16 protein-coding genes are annotated in these 15,455 nt (G+C 33.9%); 7 read left to right on the forward strand and 9 right to left on the reverse strand.

Annotated features, from left to right (window positions below; all coding sequences use genetic code 11):
• Positions 1 to 28: 28 nt before the first annotated feature.
• The 9 genes from CLU83_RS16275 to hemA form a co-directional block, all read right to left on the reverse strand.
• Complete coding sequence (locus CLU83_RS16275; protein WP_100432577.1) at positions 29 to 1,879, reverse strand: hypothetical protein; 1,851 nt, start codon at positions 1,877 to 1,879, stop codon at positions 29 to 31.
• Positions 1,880 to 2,434 carry a type II toxin-antitoxin system antitoxin SocA domain-containing protein gene (locus tag CLU83_RS16280; RefSeq protein ID WP_100432578.1) on the reverse strand — a complete coding sequence of 185 codons (555 nt, stop codon included), beginning with the start codon at positions 2,432 to 2,434 and terminating at the stop codon, positions 1,880 to 1,882.
• 32 nt (positions 2,435 to 2,466) lie between these two features.
• A complete protein-coding gene (gene hemF, locus CLU83_RS16285) occupies positions 2,467 to 3,369 on the reverse strand; it encodes an oxygen-dependent coproporphyrinogen oxidase (RefSeq protein ID WP_100432579.1) in 903 nt (300 codons plus the stop codon).
• Positions 3,359 to 3,910: a GNAT family N-acetyltransferase gene (locus CLU83_RS16290; protein WP_100432580.1), complete on the reverse strand. Its 552-nt coding sequence runs from the start codon at positions 3,908 to 3,910 to the stop codon at positions 3,359 to 3,361. Before CLU83_RS16290 ends, hemF begins: the two co-directional genes overlap by 11 nt.
• A 2-nt stretch (positions 3,911 to 3,912) precedes the next feature.
• A complete protein-coding gene (locus CLU83_RS16295; protein WP_100432581.1) occupies positions 3,913 to 4,290 on the reverse strand; it encodes a hypothetical protein in 378 nt (125 codons plus the stop codon).
• 206 nt (positions 4,291 to 4,496) lie between these two features.
• Positions 4,497 to 5,522, reverse strand: coding sequence for a uroporphyrinogen decarboxylase (gene hemE, locus CLU83_RS16300; protein ID WP_100432582.1), 1,026 nt, complete (start codon positions 5,520 to 5,522; stop codon positions 4,497 to 4,499).
• Between the two features lie 57 nt (positions 5,523 to 5,579).
• Positions 5,580 to 6,242, reverse strand: coding sequence for a uroporphyrinogen-III synthase (locus CLU83_RS16305; protein ID WP_100433779.1), 663 nt, complete (start codon positions 6,240 to 6,242; stop codon positions 5,580 to 5,582).
• Positions 6,243 to 6,286: 44 nt separating this feature from the next.
• Positions 6,287 to 7,213: a hydroxymethylbilane synthase gene (gene hemC / locus CLU83_RS16310; RefSeq protein WP_100432583.1), complete on the reverse strand. Its 927-nt coding sequence runs from the start codon at positions 7,211 to 7,213 to the stop codon at positions 6,287 to 6,289.
• Between the two features lie 136 nt (positions 7,214 to 7,349).
• The gene (hemA, locus tag CLU83_RS16315; RefSeq protein WP_100432584.1) at positions 7,350 to 8,606 is read right to left on the reverse strand and encodes a glutamyl-tRNA reductase; all 1,257 of its coding nucleotides are present in this window, start codon (positions 8,604 to 8,606) and stop codon (positions 7,350 to 7,352) included.
• A 228-nt stretch (positions 8,607 to 8,834) separates the two neighbouring features.
• Here hemA and CLU83_RS16320 point away from each other — a divergent pair, with 228 nt between their 5' ends.
• The 7 genes from CLU83_RS16320 to CLU83_RS16350 all read left to right on the forward strand — a co-directional run bounded on the left by CLU83_RS16320 (position 8,835) and on the right by CLU83_RS16350 (position 15,436).
• A complete protein-coding gene (locus CLU83_RS16320) occupies positions 8,835 to 9,707 on the forward strand; it encodes a helix-turn-helix transcriptional regulator (RefSeq protein ID WP_100432585.1) in 873 nt (290 codons plus the stop codon).
• A gap of 101 nt (positions 9,708 to 9,808) precedes the next feature.
• Positions 9,809 to 10,822 carry a ferrochelatase gene (gene hemH / locus CLU83_RS16325; RefSeq protein WP_100432586.1) on the forward strand — a complete coding sequence of 338 codons (1,014 nt, stop codon included), beginning with the start codon at positions 9,809 to 9,811 and terminating at the stop codon, positions 10,820 to 10,822.
• A 34-nt stretch (positions 10,823 to 10,856) separates the two neighbouring features.
• On the forward strand, positions 10,857 to 11,411 hold the full coding sequence (locus CLU83_RS16330; RefSeq protein ID WP_100432587.1) for a CopD family protein: 555 nt from the start codon (positions 10,857 to 10,859) through the stop codon (positions 11,409 to 11,411).
• A gap of 59 nt (positions 11,412 to 11,470) precedes the next feature.
• Positions 11,471 to 12,886, forward strand: a complete 1,416-nt coding sequence (locus tag CLU83_RS16335) for a PAS domain-containing sensor histidine kinase (protein WP_100433780.1) — start codon at positions 11,471 to 11,473, stop codon at positions 12,884 to 12,886.
• Between the two features lie 10 nt (positions 12,887 to 12,896).
• Entirely contained in the window at positions 12,897 to 13,679 is a 783-nt protein-coding gene (locus CLU83_RS16340) for an enoyl-CoA hydratase/isomerase family protein (protein WP_100432588.1), read from the forward strand.
• Positions 13,680 to 13,850: 171 nt separating this feature from the next.
• A complete protein-coding gene (locus CLU83_RS16345; RefSeq protein ID WP_100432589.1) occupies positions 13,851 to 14,969 on the forward strand; it encodes an ATP-binding protein in 1,119 nt (372 codons plus the stop codon).
• Positions 14,970 to 15,037: 68 nt separating this feature from the next.
• Positions 15,038 to 15,436 (forward strand): hypothetical protein, encoded by a 399-nt coding sequence (locus CLU83_RS16350; protein ID WP_100432590.1) that lies wholly within the window; start codon positions 15,038 to 15,040, stop codon positions 15,434 to 15,436.
• The last annotated feature ends 19 nt before the right edge of the window (positions 15,437 to 15,455 follow it).

A 15,455-nucleotide genomic window follows, 5' to 3' on the forward strand; every position in this document is an offset into this window, starting at 1 on the left:
AACTAAATAATATTGGTAATAATTAATTCTATTTGATAATATAGACAAGCAAAAAGACAATAAACATTAAAATAAATATTGACATTTGAAACCAATTACTCATCTTTTCGATTTTTTCATCTTTATTAAAAAAGATTCTTATCATAAATAAAAATGAAAAGAGTACTATAAACATTAATATAAAAGTTAATATTTTATATCCAAAATGCTCAGAACTCTGAGCAGTATTAACACCTTGAAAAAGCAATGCTATTATTGCAGAAAAGATACCCAATAACTCAAGATTTTTCTTTTCCTGATCTTTTAACTGGGCTTGTATTTCTGTTTGCTTTTCAATTAATTTGTTAGTAGAATAATAAATATTTTTAAGACTCTTAATCTGATTATTAAAATTCAAGATAAAAGATTCAATTTCCTTTAAAAACTCACTATAATCTGAATAGTTTATACTTAATGAAAAAGATGAAGGGCTAAATACATTAATTGATAGTTCATCATCTATTACAATATTTACATTAGACTCTTCAAATGGCATTTGATAAGCATAATACAGATGATTTTCAGACCATTGAAAATTATTCTTATAAAGTTTAAAGCATAATTTTAATTTTTCTAATGCGATTTCAATATTAGCAAGATTACTTATATTTAAATCTTCTAATGATATATTATCCTCAATATACTTCTTTAAAAACCCGCAAATTTTAAAATAAGGAAAAAAGTTATTTATTGATGAGCTTTCTTGTAATTTTTTATACTCAGAAATCAAGCTGTCAATTTCTTGCAATTTTACAGTTGTAATTTTCAAAGACAAAATATTATTCATTAAATAGTTCGTAGAAACATTTAACGCAAATTTATCGAAATCTGATTTAGGTTTAAAAAATGTAAAAAAATTACTAATTTTCTCTAAACTATTGAGATCTGGATTTATATCTTTGTAATATTTTATTAAAGAATGAGCTTCGTAAAAAGATTTAATCTCGCCATTGCCTGTTTTTAAGAGTCTTTTAACATCTTTCTTTAAGCAATTCACTCTTTCCTGACTTGACTCACTATAAAAATGATTTTGTGAATAACTATCCCATTTTTCAAAATATGGTCTTTTAAGACAATGTTGAGTTAATAAAAAATCATATTCTTGAAAGTTTTGAATATACCCATCGTTATTCCTGCTTTCATCTTGGTCTATTCTTATAATTATTTTCCTCTGATAAAAAGTACAAGTTTCAACGAGAATATCTACAATTTTATCGTAATGAGTATCAGGTAAATTAATAATACTTTTAAGTTTATTTAATTCATCTTTTATAACAAGTATATCCCTAAATTCACCATTGTCTTTTTCTAAAAAAAAACCTGTTCTTGAAATCACTAAATTTTGATGAAATAAATCGAACAAACTTTCTTCTAAAATGTCATCTTTGGATGAAAAATATTTTCTCGTACCGTCGTAAGTATCAGACACATCGAGCACGATTGTTTTATGTAGATTTTCAATTTGCTTATTAATGTTGTCGGAAATTCTCCTATATATATCTAATGCCTTTTTTAGAGAGAATAAAAACTGTTGATCATTTAATGCTTTTGAAAATAAGAACTCATCATTATCCGTAGTCATTAAACTATTTTGATAACTGCCAACTTTGTTATGAATTTCTTTTAGCTTTTGATAAAAAGATAATTGATCGAAAACATATTCCCCCTCCAAAACTGAGAAATTTAAAATTTCAAAAGCTCGAATCAATATTGTCTTTTCTTTTTCTACTAGATTTAATATAAATTTTTCAATAGATGCATCAGTATTTAGTCTATCGGCCCAATCTGGGTTTTTAAATTCGGTTTCTAAAAAAGAATCTAATTTATCTAACCACTTCATTTAATAGGCCAATTCTAAGTTGAAAATTTTATTATCCTTTTTTATTAATTCTTTAGGAATTGGTTTAGAATACACACCGCTATTTCTTGCTTCATTGAATATAACTTTCCAAGAATTCCATTTATGTGTTAATTCAACTAATGTTCCTGCATCAGCATTTATAAACGAGCAATCAATTTTTTTAATACTCAAAATAGCATTATTAATAGAATCTATTTTATCCTGAGTAATTTCAACTCTTGGAAATTCTTCTTGGAAATTAGCTTTAAAATTATCAATTGAAAAATTAGAGAAGACACAACTTTCTTTGATTTTACTATAAATATCCGTTTCTACTGGCCCATAAGGCATAGCGAAAAAATCAAACTCTTCAATTAATGTATTGTCTTCATTACTATTAATTGCAGTAACAAAAAAGTGCAACTTAATTAACTTTAAAATACTGAAATCATTGTTATCATTAAAATCAGCAATAGAAACCATATTGTTCTCTTCCATAAACCAATCTTTTAGTTTATGAACAATTGTTTCGAATATTTCTATTTTTGAATCCATAATAAATAAATTTTATCGTAAATATAATACATTTAAACCCAATCACTTGGATTTTCTAATACTTTTAATAACTTTTCTTCTTCACTTCCTGTTTCTGGATGGTGATCGTACACCCATTGTACGTAAGGTGGTAAACTCATTAGGATGCTTTCGATTCTGCCATTAGTTTTTAATCCAAAAAGCGTGCCTTTGTCGTGTACCAAATTGAACTCGACATAACGCCCTCTTCTTATTTCCTGCCAAGTCTTTTGCTCTTGGGTATATTCTAAATTTTTTCTTCTTTCAACTATTGGAACATAGGCTTCTAGGAAACTATTCCCAACTTCGGTAACAAAGTTAAACCAATTTTCCATTGACATTTGCTCTGTTGCTTTGCAATAATCAAAAAACAATCCTCCAATTCCTCGGGCTTCGTTGCGATGTGCATTCCAAAAATAGGCGTCGCATTGCTTTTTGTATTTGGGGTAAAATTCCGAATTGTGTTTGTCGCAAGCCGTTTTACAGGTTTGATGAAAATGAATCGCATCTTCTTCAAACAAATAATAAGGCGTTAAATCTTGTCCTCCGCCAAACCATTGCTGAATCACATTTCCGTTGTCATCATACATTTCGAAATAGCGCCAATTGGCGTGAACTGTCGGTACCATTGGATTTTTCGGATGCAAAACCAAACTCAAACCACAAGCAAAAAAATCGGCTTTACCTACGTTGAACAATTTTTGCATACTGTCCGGTAATTTTCCGTACACTGCCGAAATGTTCACACCGCCTTTTTCGAAAACGGCTCCGTTTTCGATTACGCGGGTTCTTCCACCTCCACCTTCCGAGCGTTCCCAAAGATCTTCTTTAAATTTAGCCTGACCGTCAACAGCTTCTAATCCTGCTACGATTTGGTCCTGAAGATTTTGTATGTATGCGTAAAATTTATCTTTCATCGTTATTATATTCTGATTTAAGCAGTCCGAAATAAACAGTGTTTTGCAAATCGCCATCACCATTTCTAAATTCGTCCCGTAAAATTCCTTCTTGTTTGAAATTGTGTTTTAATGCAATTCGCTGACTTGCCAAATTAATTTCTGAAGTGCAAATAAAAACTTTGTTCAGCATTAATTCATTAAAACAAAATTCAAGTGCATCAGAAACCATTTTTGAGGTGATTCCTTTTCCCTGATAATCTTCGTCAGCAAAATATCCTAATTCACATTTTGAAATGCGATAATCTATAGTTTTTACGCATAAATAACCAATTAAATCGTTGGTTCTTACATTTCTTGCATAAAAATAAAAACCTTCCTTATTCTTTTCTTTGTCAATACTAACAGCCAGAAAATCTTGCGCTTTCTTTGGAGAATCCGAATAGGCAAGCGTTACTGGAAAAGTTTTCCCAATGTGATTTCTGTTCTTATCTATTAGTTCGTAGAACTCTTCAGGATGAATGTTTTCAATTCGGTCTATTTTCCAATCTGTAAAACTCATTTCTATTTATTTTTAGCAGAAGCTATTTTACTAATAATTCCAAATGAAAAAGTCTTGCTTTCCTCTTGGATATAATTGTAAACGGCAATGGCTTTTTGTAAAAAATCAAACTGACTTTCTTTAGAAAAAGCAACCAAGAAATCAGCAAATAACTCCAACTGATTCCAATCCAAATGAAGTCTTTGCAAGTGAATAATCAATTCCTCTTCACTAAATTCATTAAGACTTTCGACATTCATCACCAAGTCTTTTAATTCATTTTCTAGGAAAAGAAGGTCTTCTAAATTCCAAAACTTAGGCACATGAACCAATGACATCAGCTTTTTGAGCACGTTGTCAATTCGAATACTTTCTTGGTCTCTTAAGCCTTTGTTTAGCATTTCTTGTCTGTATTTTGTTATCCTGCAAGGTTTTTTTCGAACCTTGTAGGTATTACTTTTAAACGGTCGTTTTCAAAAACACCTACAAGGTTCGAAAAAAACCTTGCAAGAGAAAAGCCTTCTGTGTCTTTCTTTTAGGCCAACATTTTCTAACATACCTACAAGGTTTGAAAAAAACCTTGCAGGAGATCACTGTAAACCGAATTCTAATTCCCGTATTCCTTCACCGCATCAATAAACGCCTTCGCGTGATCTACAGGGATATTTGGTAAAATTCCGTGACCTAAATTCACGATATATTTATCTTTACCGAATTCGTCGATCATTTCGTGAACCATTTTCTTAATGGTTGGAATTGGCGAAAGCAATCTTGACGGGTCAAAATTTCCTTGTAAAGTCACGTTTCCACCTGACAAATAACGGGCATTTCTAGCCGAACACGTCCAATCTACACCAAGTGCCGATGCCTTACTTTTCCCCATTTCGTTCAAAGCAAACCAACATCCTTTTCCGAAAACAATAACCGGAGTAACGGCAGCCAATGCTTCTATGATTTGGTTAATGTATTTCCATGAGAATTCTTGGTAATCCACAGGTGAAAGCATTCCGCCCCAAGAATCGAAAATCTGAACGGCATTTACACCCGATTTAACCTTCTCTTTCAAATATAAAATAGTGGTGTCGGTGATTTTTTGAAGCAAAGTATGAGCTGCTACTGGGTTTGAAAAACAAAATCCTTTGGCAGTATCAAAACTTTTAGAACCTTTACCTTCAACTGCATAACAAAAAATTGTCCAAGGTGAACCTGCGAAACCAATCAACGGCACCTCATCGTTCAGCATTTCTTTGGTTAATTTGATAGCATCAAAAACATAACCTAAAGTTTCATTTACATCCGGAACATAAACTTGGTTTACCTGTTCCATTGTACGAATTGGATTTGGGATAATCGGACCCAAATTGTCCTTCAATTCTACGTGAATTCCCATTGCTCTTGGCACTACCAAAATATCCGAGAACAAAATCGCTGCATCTGGAGCAATTCTGCGAATAGGCTGAACGGTGATTTCTGCCGCCAATTCCGGAGTTTCGCAACGGGTGAAAAAATCATATTTGTCACGCAAAGCTCTAAATTCCGGTAAATATCTTCCGGCTTGACGCATCATCCAAACTGGCGGACGTTGTACAGTTTCTCCTTTTAAAGCTTTTAAAAATAGGTCGTTCTTTATCATTTTTAATTTTTTATCATTCGAAGACCTAACAGGTTTTAAAAACCTGTTAGGTCTAAATTATTTATATTCTTCGATAACATCTTCAATCACATTTTCAACTGAAGGCTGATCTGCAACGATGATATTTTTTGTTATTTTGTCTAATGCGCTTGCGGTAGTTTCGCCAATGCAGAAACAGTTTTCGTTTTTAATTGTATTCTCTTTTAGATAACTTTCTACTCCTGACGGGCTGAAAAACAGAATTGCATCAATTTTTTCCTTAATCTTTATCGGAGTCAATAACGTTTCATAAACCTGAATCTCATTGAATTTTATCCCAGCGTCTTTCAAAGCTTTTGGCAGTGTTTCTTTACGAAGATTTCCACTAAAGAAAGTATAGCTTTCTTGGCTATAAATCAAAGCAATAATTTCGGCTAAGTCGGCAGCATAACCAGTGTAGGCAACTACATTGAACCCAGCTTCAGATAATAGAATTTTCGTTTTTAGTCCAACGCAAAAAACATTTTTGGTTTTCAAATTATCAATATCTGAATTTTCTAAAACACTTTGTACCGCATTTTGACTGGTAAAAATCAAATTGTCGTTGATGGCACTAAGTTCGAATTCTTGCTTTTTAGTCGAAATGAAATCCTCTTCGAACACTTCAAAACCAGCACTTAGAAGTTCTCGTCGCTGAATATCCGACAGCGTTTTGGTAGATAATATAACTGTTTTACTCATTTTTTGTTTTTGAATCATTCTGAAAAAGCCAAATCTTTCGCTCCTTATTTTTTCAAAGTTGCTTTTATCGTTGCCATCAATTCAGTTCCGCCGTTTGCAAAAATTTCTTGAGCCGAGTTATACCCCAGTTTTTTCCACTCTTCGATAGGAACTATTTTGTTGACTTCGATTTTTTGCTTTCCGTCAATCGAAAATAGTACTCCGTTGAAATGGATGGTATCTTCGATTTCGTTATATTTTGCCAAAGCACCGATGGGTGCCGTGCAACCGCCTTCGAGGGTTTTCAGGAATTGTCTTTCGATATGGGTGCAGACTTCGGTTTCGATATCATTAAGCTGAGCAACGGCATCACGAGAAAAATCATCATTGGCCATAGCCACAACAAGCATCGCTCCTTGTGCAGGCGCTGAAATCATCCAATCGAGATTAATGTAATTTTCGGGTTTCAGGTTGATGCGCTCTAGACCGGCAGCGGCAAAAACAGCTCCGTTCCAGTCATTATCATTTAATTTTTGCATTCGGGTATTTACGTTTCCACGCAGATCGACTACATTATGATTGGGATATTTGTTGAGCCACATTGCCTGACGACGCAAACTTCCAGTAGCAATGGTTCCATTTCCATCAAGAAAATCAAGATTTCCTTTGTGAACCAAAATGTCCAAAGTATTGGCTCTTTCTAGAACTGCCGCTTGAACAATTCCAATTGGCAAAGCTGTTGGCACATCTTTCATTGAATGCACTGCAATATCAACTTGGCCGTTAATCATCGCAATATCCAATGTTTTGGTAAAAATCCCAGTGATTCCGAGTTCATACAGCGGCTTGTCAAGTATGATATCACCTTCCGATTTTACGGCAATAATTTCCGTTTTATAACCTAAATCGTTTAGCTTTTTTTCTACCGTGTGGGCTTGCCATAACGCGAGTTCGCTGTCACGGGTTCCAATACGTATTGTTTTTTCTGCCATTTTATTTTTTTAAAATCAAGATTTTGGTTTTTCTTTCGAACCATTAAGAAATTTAAGGGTCATTAAGGTTTAGCTTTTAAAATCATTATGAATTGATTTCAGAAAGCTAAATTAACTTAATTTCTTAATGGTAAAATTATTTTGCAGTCGTTTCTATTTGAAAAACTTTTTCGATCCAATCGATGCTCTCATCAACCATTGTGTCTTCATTTTTTAGATGATTGGCAAAATGGGTCGTGATTTTTTGGATAATCCTGGAGCTGATGATTTCGGCTTGTTCTTCGTTGAAGTTGGATATTTTTTTGCTTTGAAAATCCAATTCCGAATTTTTAATCGTGTTTAGCTTCTCTTTCAAGGCATTGATCGTTGGCGCAAACTTCCTAACCTTTGTCCAAGCGATAAATTCATCCTTTATTTCTTCAATAATAGCCTCGGCTGCGGGGATATGAGCCTTTCTGTTTTCCAATGTCTCATCTGTCATCTGCGACAAATGATCCATGTGAATTAAAGTAACGCCTTCAAGGTCTTTGACGTTTTCGTTCACATTTTTCGGGATTGATAAATCCAAAATCAGCAATGGTTTTTTCAAATTTAGGATGGCTTTGTCAATCGTAGGATTTTGAGCTCCGGTTGCCACCACTACTACATCCGCTTTTTGAAGTTCAAGATGCAGTTCCGAGTAATCCTTAACAATCAAATTCAATTTTCCGGCCAATTTCTCGGCTTTGTCTTTGGTTCTGTTGATTAAAGTAATGTGTTCGTTTTTGGTATGTTTCACTAAATTTTCACAGGTATTTCTTCCGATTTTCCCTGTGCCAAAAAGTAGAATATTTTTGTTTCCAATGTCTGGAACGTTCTTGATAATATATTGAACCGATGCAAAAGATACCGAAGTGGCCCCTGAACTGATTTCGGTTTCGTTTTTAATTTTTTTGCTGGATTGTATAACGGCATTCACCAATCGTTCCATAAAAGTGTTGGCTAAACCCATTGCTTTGGCTTCGGCAAAACCATTTCGTATCTGGCTGATGATTTCAAAATCGCCTAGAATTTGACTGTCCAAACCTGTTCCTACTCGGAATAAATGAGAAATAGCCTCTTGATTTTTGAAAACATAGGCTACTTTTTGAAAATCTTCAACAGTTCCGTTGCTGTTCTCGCAAAGCAATTTTATTAATTGAAAAGGGTGCTCGGCATAGCCGTAGATTTCAGTTCTGTTACAGGTTGAAGTAACAAAAAGACTTTGAATCCCTTCATTTTTGGCTTGTTCGAGCAGACGTGTTTTAGCTACAGTGTCTAAACTAAACTTACCTCTTATCTCGGCATCGGCTTTTTTGTAGCTAAGACCAACTGAGTAAAAATAGTGATGCTTCGAAACGTTATGATTTTCCATATATTCACTTTCACATAAAGTGATACAAAACTATTACTATCATTTCTATAAAAGTAACGCTAAAAGTTCTTTTTGTGTCGCTGTATGCTTTTTTGGATTTAATTCGTTATTTTATAATAAAAACTGTTATTTTTGTGGCACTATCAAGGGACATATTTGAACTTGTTTAGAGTGATTCTAAATAAATACTTTCGATAAAAGTCATATTTTAATTAAAAAAATATCGCTATGGGTTCACAAGAAATTATAACTATTGAAGATGATTTCACGCTGATTCGTTTTCAAAACGACAGTGAAGTGCCTTTTCAGGCACAACATGAGGTCACCAGCGGATTGATTCAATTCCATTTTGGGCTAAAAGGAAGTGCTAAATTTATCTTCAACCAAGGCAATTATGCTTTGGAACTGAAAGAAGAAAAATCTTTGCTTTTATACAATCCTCAAAAAGAACTGCCGTTGAATCTGGAATTAGCTCCAAGCTCTTGGGTCATTTCGGTAATTATTTCGATCAAAAAATTCCACGCTTTGTTTTCGAATGAGGCCAATTATATTACTTTTTTGAGCGATGACAATCGGGACAAAAAATACTATAAGGAAGATGACATCAGTCCGTCAATGGCAATTGTACTGACGCAGCTGTTTCATTACAGCCTGCATCCTTCCATCAAAAATTTATATTACAAAGGAAAAGGATATGAATTATTGAGTTTGTATTTTAACCGAACCGAAGATCCAAATGCAGAGCAATGCCCTTTTCTGATTGATGAAGACAATGTGCTGAAAATTAAAAAAGCCAAAGAAATCATCATTGCTAATATGGCCGAACCACCAGGATTGCAAGAACTGGCAGACGAAATAGGTTTGACGCTGAAAAAACTCAAAATGGGTTTCAAACAAATTTATGGCGACACTGTTTATGGCTTCTTATTCGATTACAAAATGGATTATGCCCGAAAATTGCTCGATAGCGGCTCATATAATGTGAATGAAGTTGGCTTGAAAATTGGCTACAGCACTGGAAGCCATTTTATAGCGGCATTCAAAAAGAAATTTGGAACCACTCCAAAAAAATACCTGATGTCAATAAACTCCAACATCTAAAACACTATTGTTTTTAGATATTAAAACATAACAAAAAAATAACATTTATCATATTACCAAAAAGTTGCTTTCTATACTTTTGGCAAAAACTAAACCTATATATGAAAGGCGTATTATTAGTAAACTTAGGCTCACCTGAAAGCCCGCAGACAAAAGATGTAAAACCTTATTTAGACGAATTTTTAATGGATAAATACGTTATTGATGTTCCGTATTTATTGCGCGCCTTGCTGGTTCGCGGTATCATTTTAAGAAAACGTCCGGAAGAATCGGCTCATGCTTATCAGAAAATTTGGTGGGACGAAGGTTCACCTTTAGTTGTGCTTTCTCAAAGAATGCATAAAAAAGTACAGCCTTTAGTAGATGTTCCTGTGGCGCTGGCCATGCGTTATGGTTCGATGAATATTGAAAAAGGACTGCAGGAATTACATGACCAAGGTATAGATGAGGTTTTGCTTTTTCCTTTGTATCCACAATACGCTATGGCTTCGACCTTAACTATTTTAGTCAAAGCCGAAGAAATCCGCAAGAAGAAATTTCCGAATATGAAGTTTACCGATGTTCCTGCATTTTACAATAAACCCGATTATATTAAAAACTTAGCCGATTCAATTAAGAAGCATTTATCTGGATTTGAATATGATCATTTATTGTTTTCGTATCACGGTATTCCGGAGCGTCATATTCGCAAAACCGATGTAACCAAATCGCACTGCAAAATTGACGGTTCCTGCTGTAACACGCCGTCGCCGGCACATGATTTTTGCTATCGCCATCAATGTTACGAAACGACCAGACAAGTGGTTAAATTACTGAATCTTCCAGAAGACAAATACAGCCTGACTTTTCAGTCCAGATTGGCAGGCGACAAATGGCTGGAACCTTATACTGATGTCGAAATTGATAAAATGCCCGAAAAAGGAATTAAAAATCTTGCCGTTGTAACTCCGGCTTTTGTTTCGGATTGTCTAGAAACATTAGAAGAAATTGCAATGCGCGCCAAAGAAGATTTTGAAGCCAAAGGAGGAGAGAATTTCTTAGCAATTCCATGTTTGAATGATGATGACGAATGGTGTGAAACGGTTAGTAATTGGATTAATGATTGGGCTAAATAGAAAATAGAAAAAAGAGAATAGAAAAAAGACTTAAATGGAAATCTATAACTACCTAAAATCCCTGCACCTCATCTTTGTAATCACTTGGTTCGCCGGACTTTTTTATATTGTCCGTTTGTTTGTGTACCAGATAGAAGCAGCTGACAAACCTTCGCCAGAAAAAGAAATCCTGCAAAAGCAGTACAAAATAATGACCTACCGCTTGTGGTACATCATTACTTGGCCAAGTGCTGTTTTTGCTAGTATTTTTGCTTTTTGGATGCTGTTTTTTACTCCAATGGGAAAAGCTTGGTTACAAATGCCATGGATGCATGTAAAACTTGGCTTTGTTTTTGTGCTGTATTTATATCATTTAAAATGCCAGCAGATTTTCAGTCAACTGCAGAGAGATGAGGTCAAATACACCACCAATTTTATGCGTTTGTGGAATGAAATAGCCACGATTATATTATTTGCGGTTGTATTTTTGGTTGTATTAAAGAATGCCGTGAACTGGATTTACGGTGTAATCGGTATTTTTATATTTTCAATTACAATCATGCTAGGTTTTAAATTTTACAAAAAAATCAGGGAGAAAAACAATTCATAATCATGTTTAAAGGATACAAGATTCCGTTAATTTCATTACGTTTTAGAATCTTCATTTCAATGATTATACTAATCATTGCCACCTCCCTTTTACTCATAACCATTTCCATCATTCAGTATAAAAATGTCGCCAAGAAATACAATCAAAGGCGGATAGAAGGCATGGAAATGTATGTGAAAAAGCATATTGATTATATGCTTTCAACAACAGATTATCCACTCACTGATGATAATATCAAGATAATTTTTAAGGACAAAATCCACGAAATATCAGATATTCAAAATACTGAAATACAAATCTATTCTTTAGATGGAAAATTGATAAAATCATCAAAAGAATCTTTTTCGATAGAAAAATATACCCCTACAGTCTCAAAATTCATCCTTCGATTAGTTAATTCGTCAATAGATAAAAGGTTTCTTGAAGTTAAAACCGTTAATGGAATAAAATATCGATCTTCTTATAGTTTAATAAAAAACAAAAAGTTTAAACCAATTGCCATTCTAAAATTACCCAATATTCCTGATGATGGTTATTACGAAAAGGAATTAAACAGTTTTTTAATCCGTTTGGTGCAAGTCTATTCGCTAATGATTGCAATAGCCTTTGGACTGGCTTACATACTGTCTTCATTTATCACTAAGCCTATTTATGATTTTGCTGAAAAATTAAGAGAAACCAGTTTGAACCAAAAGAATGAAAAAATTCCGTTTTCGGCAAAGATTAAAGAAATCAACATGCTATTGATCGCCTATAATAGAATGACCGAAGAACTTGAAAGAAACGCTATTGTACTCGCTCAAAATGAGCGGGATCTGGCTTGGAGAGAAATGGCCAAACAAGTGGCTCACGAAATCAAGAATCCGCTTACGCCAATGCGCCTTACAATTCAAAGCTTTCAGCGAAAATTTAATCCTGAAGAACCAAATATCAGACAAAAATTAAATGATTTTTCTGAATCGCTGATACAGCAGATTGATACAATGAGTTCTGTAGCATCTGCCTTTTCAGATTTTGCCTCTATGCCTGCCCAGCAAAATGAACTGCTGAATGTTGTAGAAGTGATAGAACTGACTTTGGATATTTTTCATGAGGATTATATTGTTTTTGAATGCTCTGAAAAAGAGATTGTTTCAAAAATTGACAGAACACAGCTCATTAGAATCATCACAAATTTGGTCAAAAATGCCACACAGGCTATTCCAGACAATCAGGAAACTAAAATGGTATTGGTAAGCCTAAAAAAAGAAAAAAATCAAGTTGTCATTATTATAAAAGACAATGGAACAGGTATAAATCCAGAACATATTGACAATATTTTTGAACCCAAATTCACTACCAAAAACAGCGGAATGGGTCTAGGTCTCGGAATCATAAAAAACATTATAGAAAACTACAACGGAACAATTACCTTTGAAACTAAATTTGGAAGAGGAACTATTTTTACGGTTACCCTCCCCATTATTAACTCCTAAAATAAACTCCATGAACTACGACAATCTTTTAATTACAATAGAAAACAACATCGCAACTGTTGTAATCAATAGACCAGCCAAGCTAAATGCTTTGAATATTGCAACTATAAATGATTTGCACAAAGCCATTAAAGTGTTGGGTAAAAACAAAGAAATTCAAGTTATTATACTCACAGGAAGCGGAGATAAAGCGTTTGTTGCCGGTGCTGATATTTCAGAATTTGCTCATTTCACTATTGAAGAAGGAACGCAGCTGGCTTTTCAAGGACAAGAATTGCTTTTTAACTATATAGAAAATCTAAAAACACCTGTCATTGCAGCAATCAATGGATTTGCTTTGGGTGGCGGATTAGAACTGGCGATGGCCTGCCATATCAGAATCGCTTCTGATAATGCCAAAATGGGACTTCCAGAGGTTTCTCTTGGCGTTATTCCAGGATATGGAGGAACACAGCGTTTACCGCAATTAGTAGGGAAAGGCCGTGCAATGGAAATGATACTGACTGCAGGAATGATTACCGCCGATGAAGCTAAGCAATACGGCCTAGTAAATCACGTAGTACTTCAAGCTGAACTAATCGGATTTACTGATTCTATTGCTCAAAAAATTATAAAAAACTCTCCTTTTGCAATTGGCAGAGCTATAAAATCTATCAACGCTAATTTTGCTGAAGGCAAAAACGGTTATGAAACTGAGATTAAAAACTTCGGACGTTGTTTTGGAACCGAGGATTTCAACGAAGGAACTAAAGCGTTTTTAGAAAAAAGAAAAGCTGTTTTTAAGGGGAAATAAAAAAGTGTTCAGTATTCAGAAAAGCAGCATTCAGATAGCTGACTAATTGAATTCATATCTTCAAAATATCAAATTATTATATATTTTTGATATTACAATATCAAATTATTATATATTTTTGATATTACAATATCAAATTATTATATATTTGCATTGTAATTTGGATGCAAAATGATAAATAGAAGCCCACAAACAGAAATTGACAGCTACCTTTTCAAAGGGAAAGCAATATTGGTATTTGGCGCAAGGCAAGTAGGTAAAACGTCTTTGATAAAAAACACTGTCAAAGGGGAATCGTTTTTATGGTTAAATGGCGATGAACCCGACACCCAGCTTTTATTGGAAAACGTCACAACCGACAGATTAAAGGCTCTAATCGGAGATAATAAAATTATTGTCATTGACGAAGCCCAAATGATTCATAACATTGGCTTACTCATCAAAAGAATGGTTGATAATTATCCCGAAATTCAAGTCATTGCCTCTGGAAGCAGTGCTTTCGAATTAGCAGACAAAACCAAGGAATCGATGGTGGGAAGAAAAGAGGAATTACAGCTTTTCCCTTTGAGTTATGGCGAAATGGTTAAACATTCCAATTTTATTGAAGAAACCCGTTTAGTAGCTCATCGTTTGGTTTTTGGTTATTATCCAGAAGTGGTTACCAGTGTTGGCAAAGAAGAAAAAATTCTCAATGATTTGGTTGAAGGTTTTCTTTATAAAGACATCCTGAACTTGGAAGGTGTAAAAAAATCAGCAACTTTACAGCGATTGGTACAAATGCTGGCATATCGAATTGGCAGTGAAATTAGTTATAATTCTCTAGCCAATGATTTAGGAATAAATCGATTGACAGTTGAGAAATACATTGATATTCTAGAGAAAAACTTTATTGTTTTTAGTCTAAATGCTTTTAGCAAAAACCAAGACAATGAACTCAAAAAAGGCAGAAAAGTGTATTTTTGGGATAATGGTTTACGCAATCGAATTATCAAAAATTTTAATCCGATAGAACTTCGTGATGATATTGGGGCGTTGTGGGAAAACTTTATTATTAGCGAACGCAAGAAGAAATTGGCGTATGAAAACCAATTCAAAGACACTTATTTTTGGAGAAACGCACAACAGGCCGAAATCGATTATTTAGAAGTTAAAAACACCGAAATTGAAGCTTTTGAAATTAAATACAATCCGAATCAAAAAGTGCGATTTACAAAGTCATTTACAGAAAAGTATCATCCAAAAACCACACAAGTTATTCACAAAGAAAATTTTTGGGATTATTTACTGTAAAAACACGAGAATAAAAAGGCATAGCTTATTTTTGTGCTTTCATTCTAAAAATAAAAAAACCAATCTATATGTCCTTCCAACCCGTATTTGCCGAATTCTGGGAAAAAGTAAAAGAAAGCATCGCTGATAAAACTTATGCCAAATTAACCTTGGCAAAAACCATTGGCGACACCGAATTGAAAAACATTTATGTACGTCCCGTTTTATTGGAAAATGACGTGTTCAGCCTTTCGATTATTGCTCGATACAAAACCGAAGAAATAGAAAGTTTTCATTCGCTGGAAGAAGCTTTTTTTGTTTTGGCTCCTTATATGAATAACCCCTTTTTGACGGCATTATTATTCACAACAGAAAATGATATTACCTTTAAACTCAACAAAAAACGTGTTGGAACTATTATTGAACAAGCGCCTACTTTCAAGAATGCTTCGGATGTGATTTTGGAGATGAAAGAGAAAGGGTTGTAGATTTTAGAATTTAGAGGGC

It is taken from the genome of Flavobacterium sp. 1, from assembly GCF_002797935.1.
Taxonomy (GTDB): Bacteria; Bacteroidota; Bacteroidia; order Flavobacteriales; family Flavobacteriaceae; genus Flavobacterium.

Bases quoted from the DNA above. Each gene is read 5' to 3' on its own strand.
- CLU83_RS16275 (WP_100432577.1), bottom strand. From the start codon at position 1,879: ATGAAGTGGTTAGATAAATTAGATTCTTTTTTAGAAACCGAATTTAAA.
- CLU83_RS16280 (WP_100432578.1), bottom strand. From the start codon at position 2,434: ATGGATTCAAAAATAGAAATATTCGAAACAATTGTTCATAAACTAAAA.
- hemF (WP_100432579.1), bottom strand. From the start codon at position 3,369: ATGAAAGATAAATTTTACGCATACATACAAAATCTTCAGGACCAAATC.
- CLU83_RS16290 (WP_100432580.1), bottom strand. From the start codon at position 3,910: ATGAGTTTTACAGATTGGAAAATAGACCGAATTGAAAACATTCATCCT.
- CLU83_RS16295 (WP_100432581.1), bottom strand. From the start codon at position 4,290: ATGCTAAACAAAGGCTTAAGAGACCAAGAAAGTATTCGAATTGACAAC.
- hemE (WP_100432582.1), bottom strand. From the start codon at position 5,522: ATGATAAAGAACGACCTATTTTTAAAAGCTTTAAAAGGAGAAACTGTA.
- CLU83_RS16305 (WP_100433779.1), bottom strand. From the start codon at position 6,242: ATGAGTAAAACAGTTATATTATCTACCAAAACGCTGTCGGATATTCAG.
- hemC (WP_100432583.1), bottom strand. From the start codon at position 7,213: ATGGCAGAAAAAACAATACGTATTGGAACCCGTGACAGCGAACTCGCG.
- hemA (WP_100432584.1), bottom strand. From the start codon at position 8,606: ATGGAAAATCATAACGTTTCGAAGCATCACTATTTTTACTCAGTTGGT.
- CLU83_RS16320 (WP_100432585.1), top strand. From the start codon at position 8,835: ATGGGTTCACAAGAAATTATAACTATTGAAGATGATTTCACGCTGATT.
- hemH (WP_100432586.1), top strand. From the start codon at position 9,809: ATGAAAGGCGTATTATTAGTAAACTTAGGCTCACCTGAAAGCCCGCAG.
- CLU83_RS16330 (WP_100432587.1), top strand. From the start codon at position 10,857: ATGGAAATCTATAACTACCTAAAATCCCTGCACCTCATCTTTGTAATC.
- CLU83_RS16335 (WP_100433780.1), top strand. From the start codon at position 11,471: ATGATTATACTAATCATTGCCACCTCCCTTTTACTCATAACCATTTCC.
- CLU83_RS16340 (WP_100432588.1), top strand. From the start codon at position 12,897: ATGAACTACGACAATCTTTTAATTACAATAGAAAACAACATCGCAACT.
- CLU83_RS16345 (WP_100432589.1), top strand. From the start codon at position 13,851: ATGATAAATAGAAGCCCACAAACAGAAATTGACAGCTACCTTTTCAAA.
- CLU83_RS16350 (WP_100432590.1), top strand. From the start codon at position 15,038: ATGTCCTTCCAACCCGTATTTGCCGAATTCTGGGAAAAAGTAAAAGAA.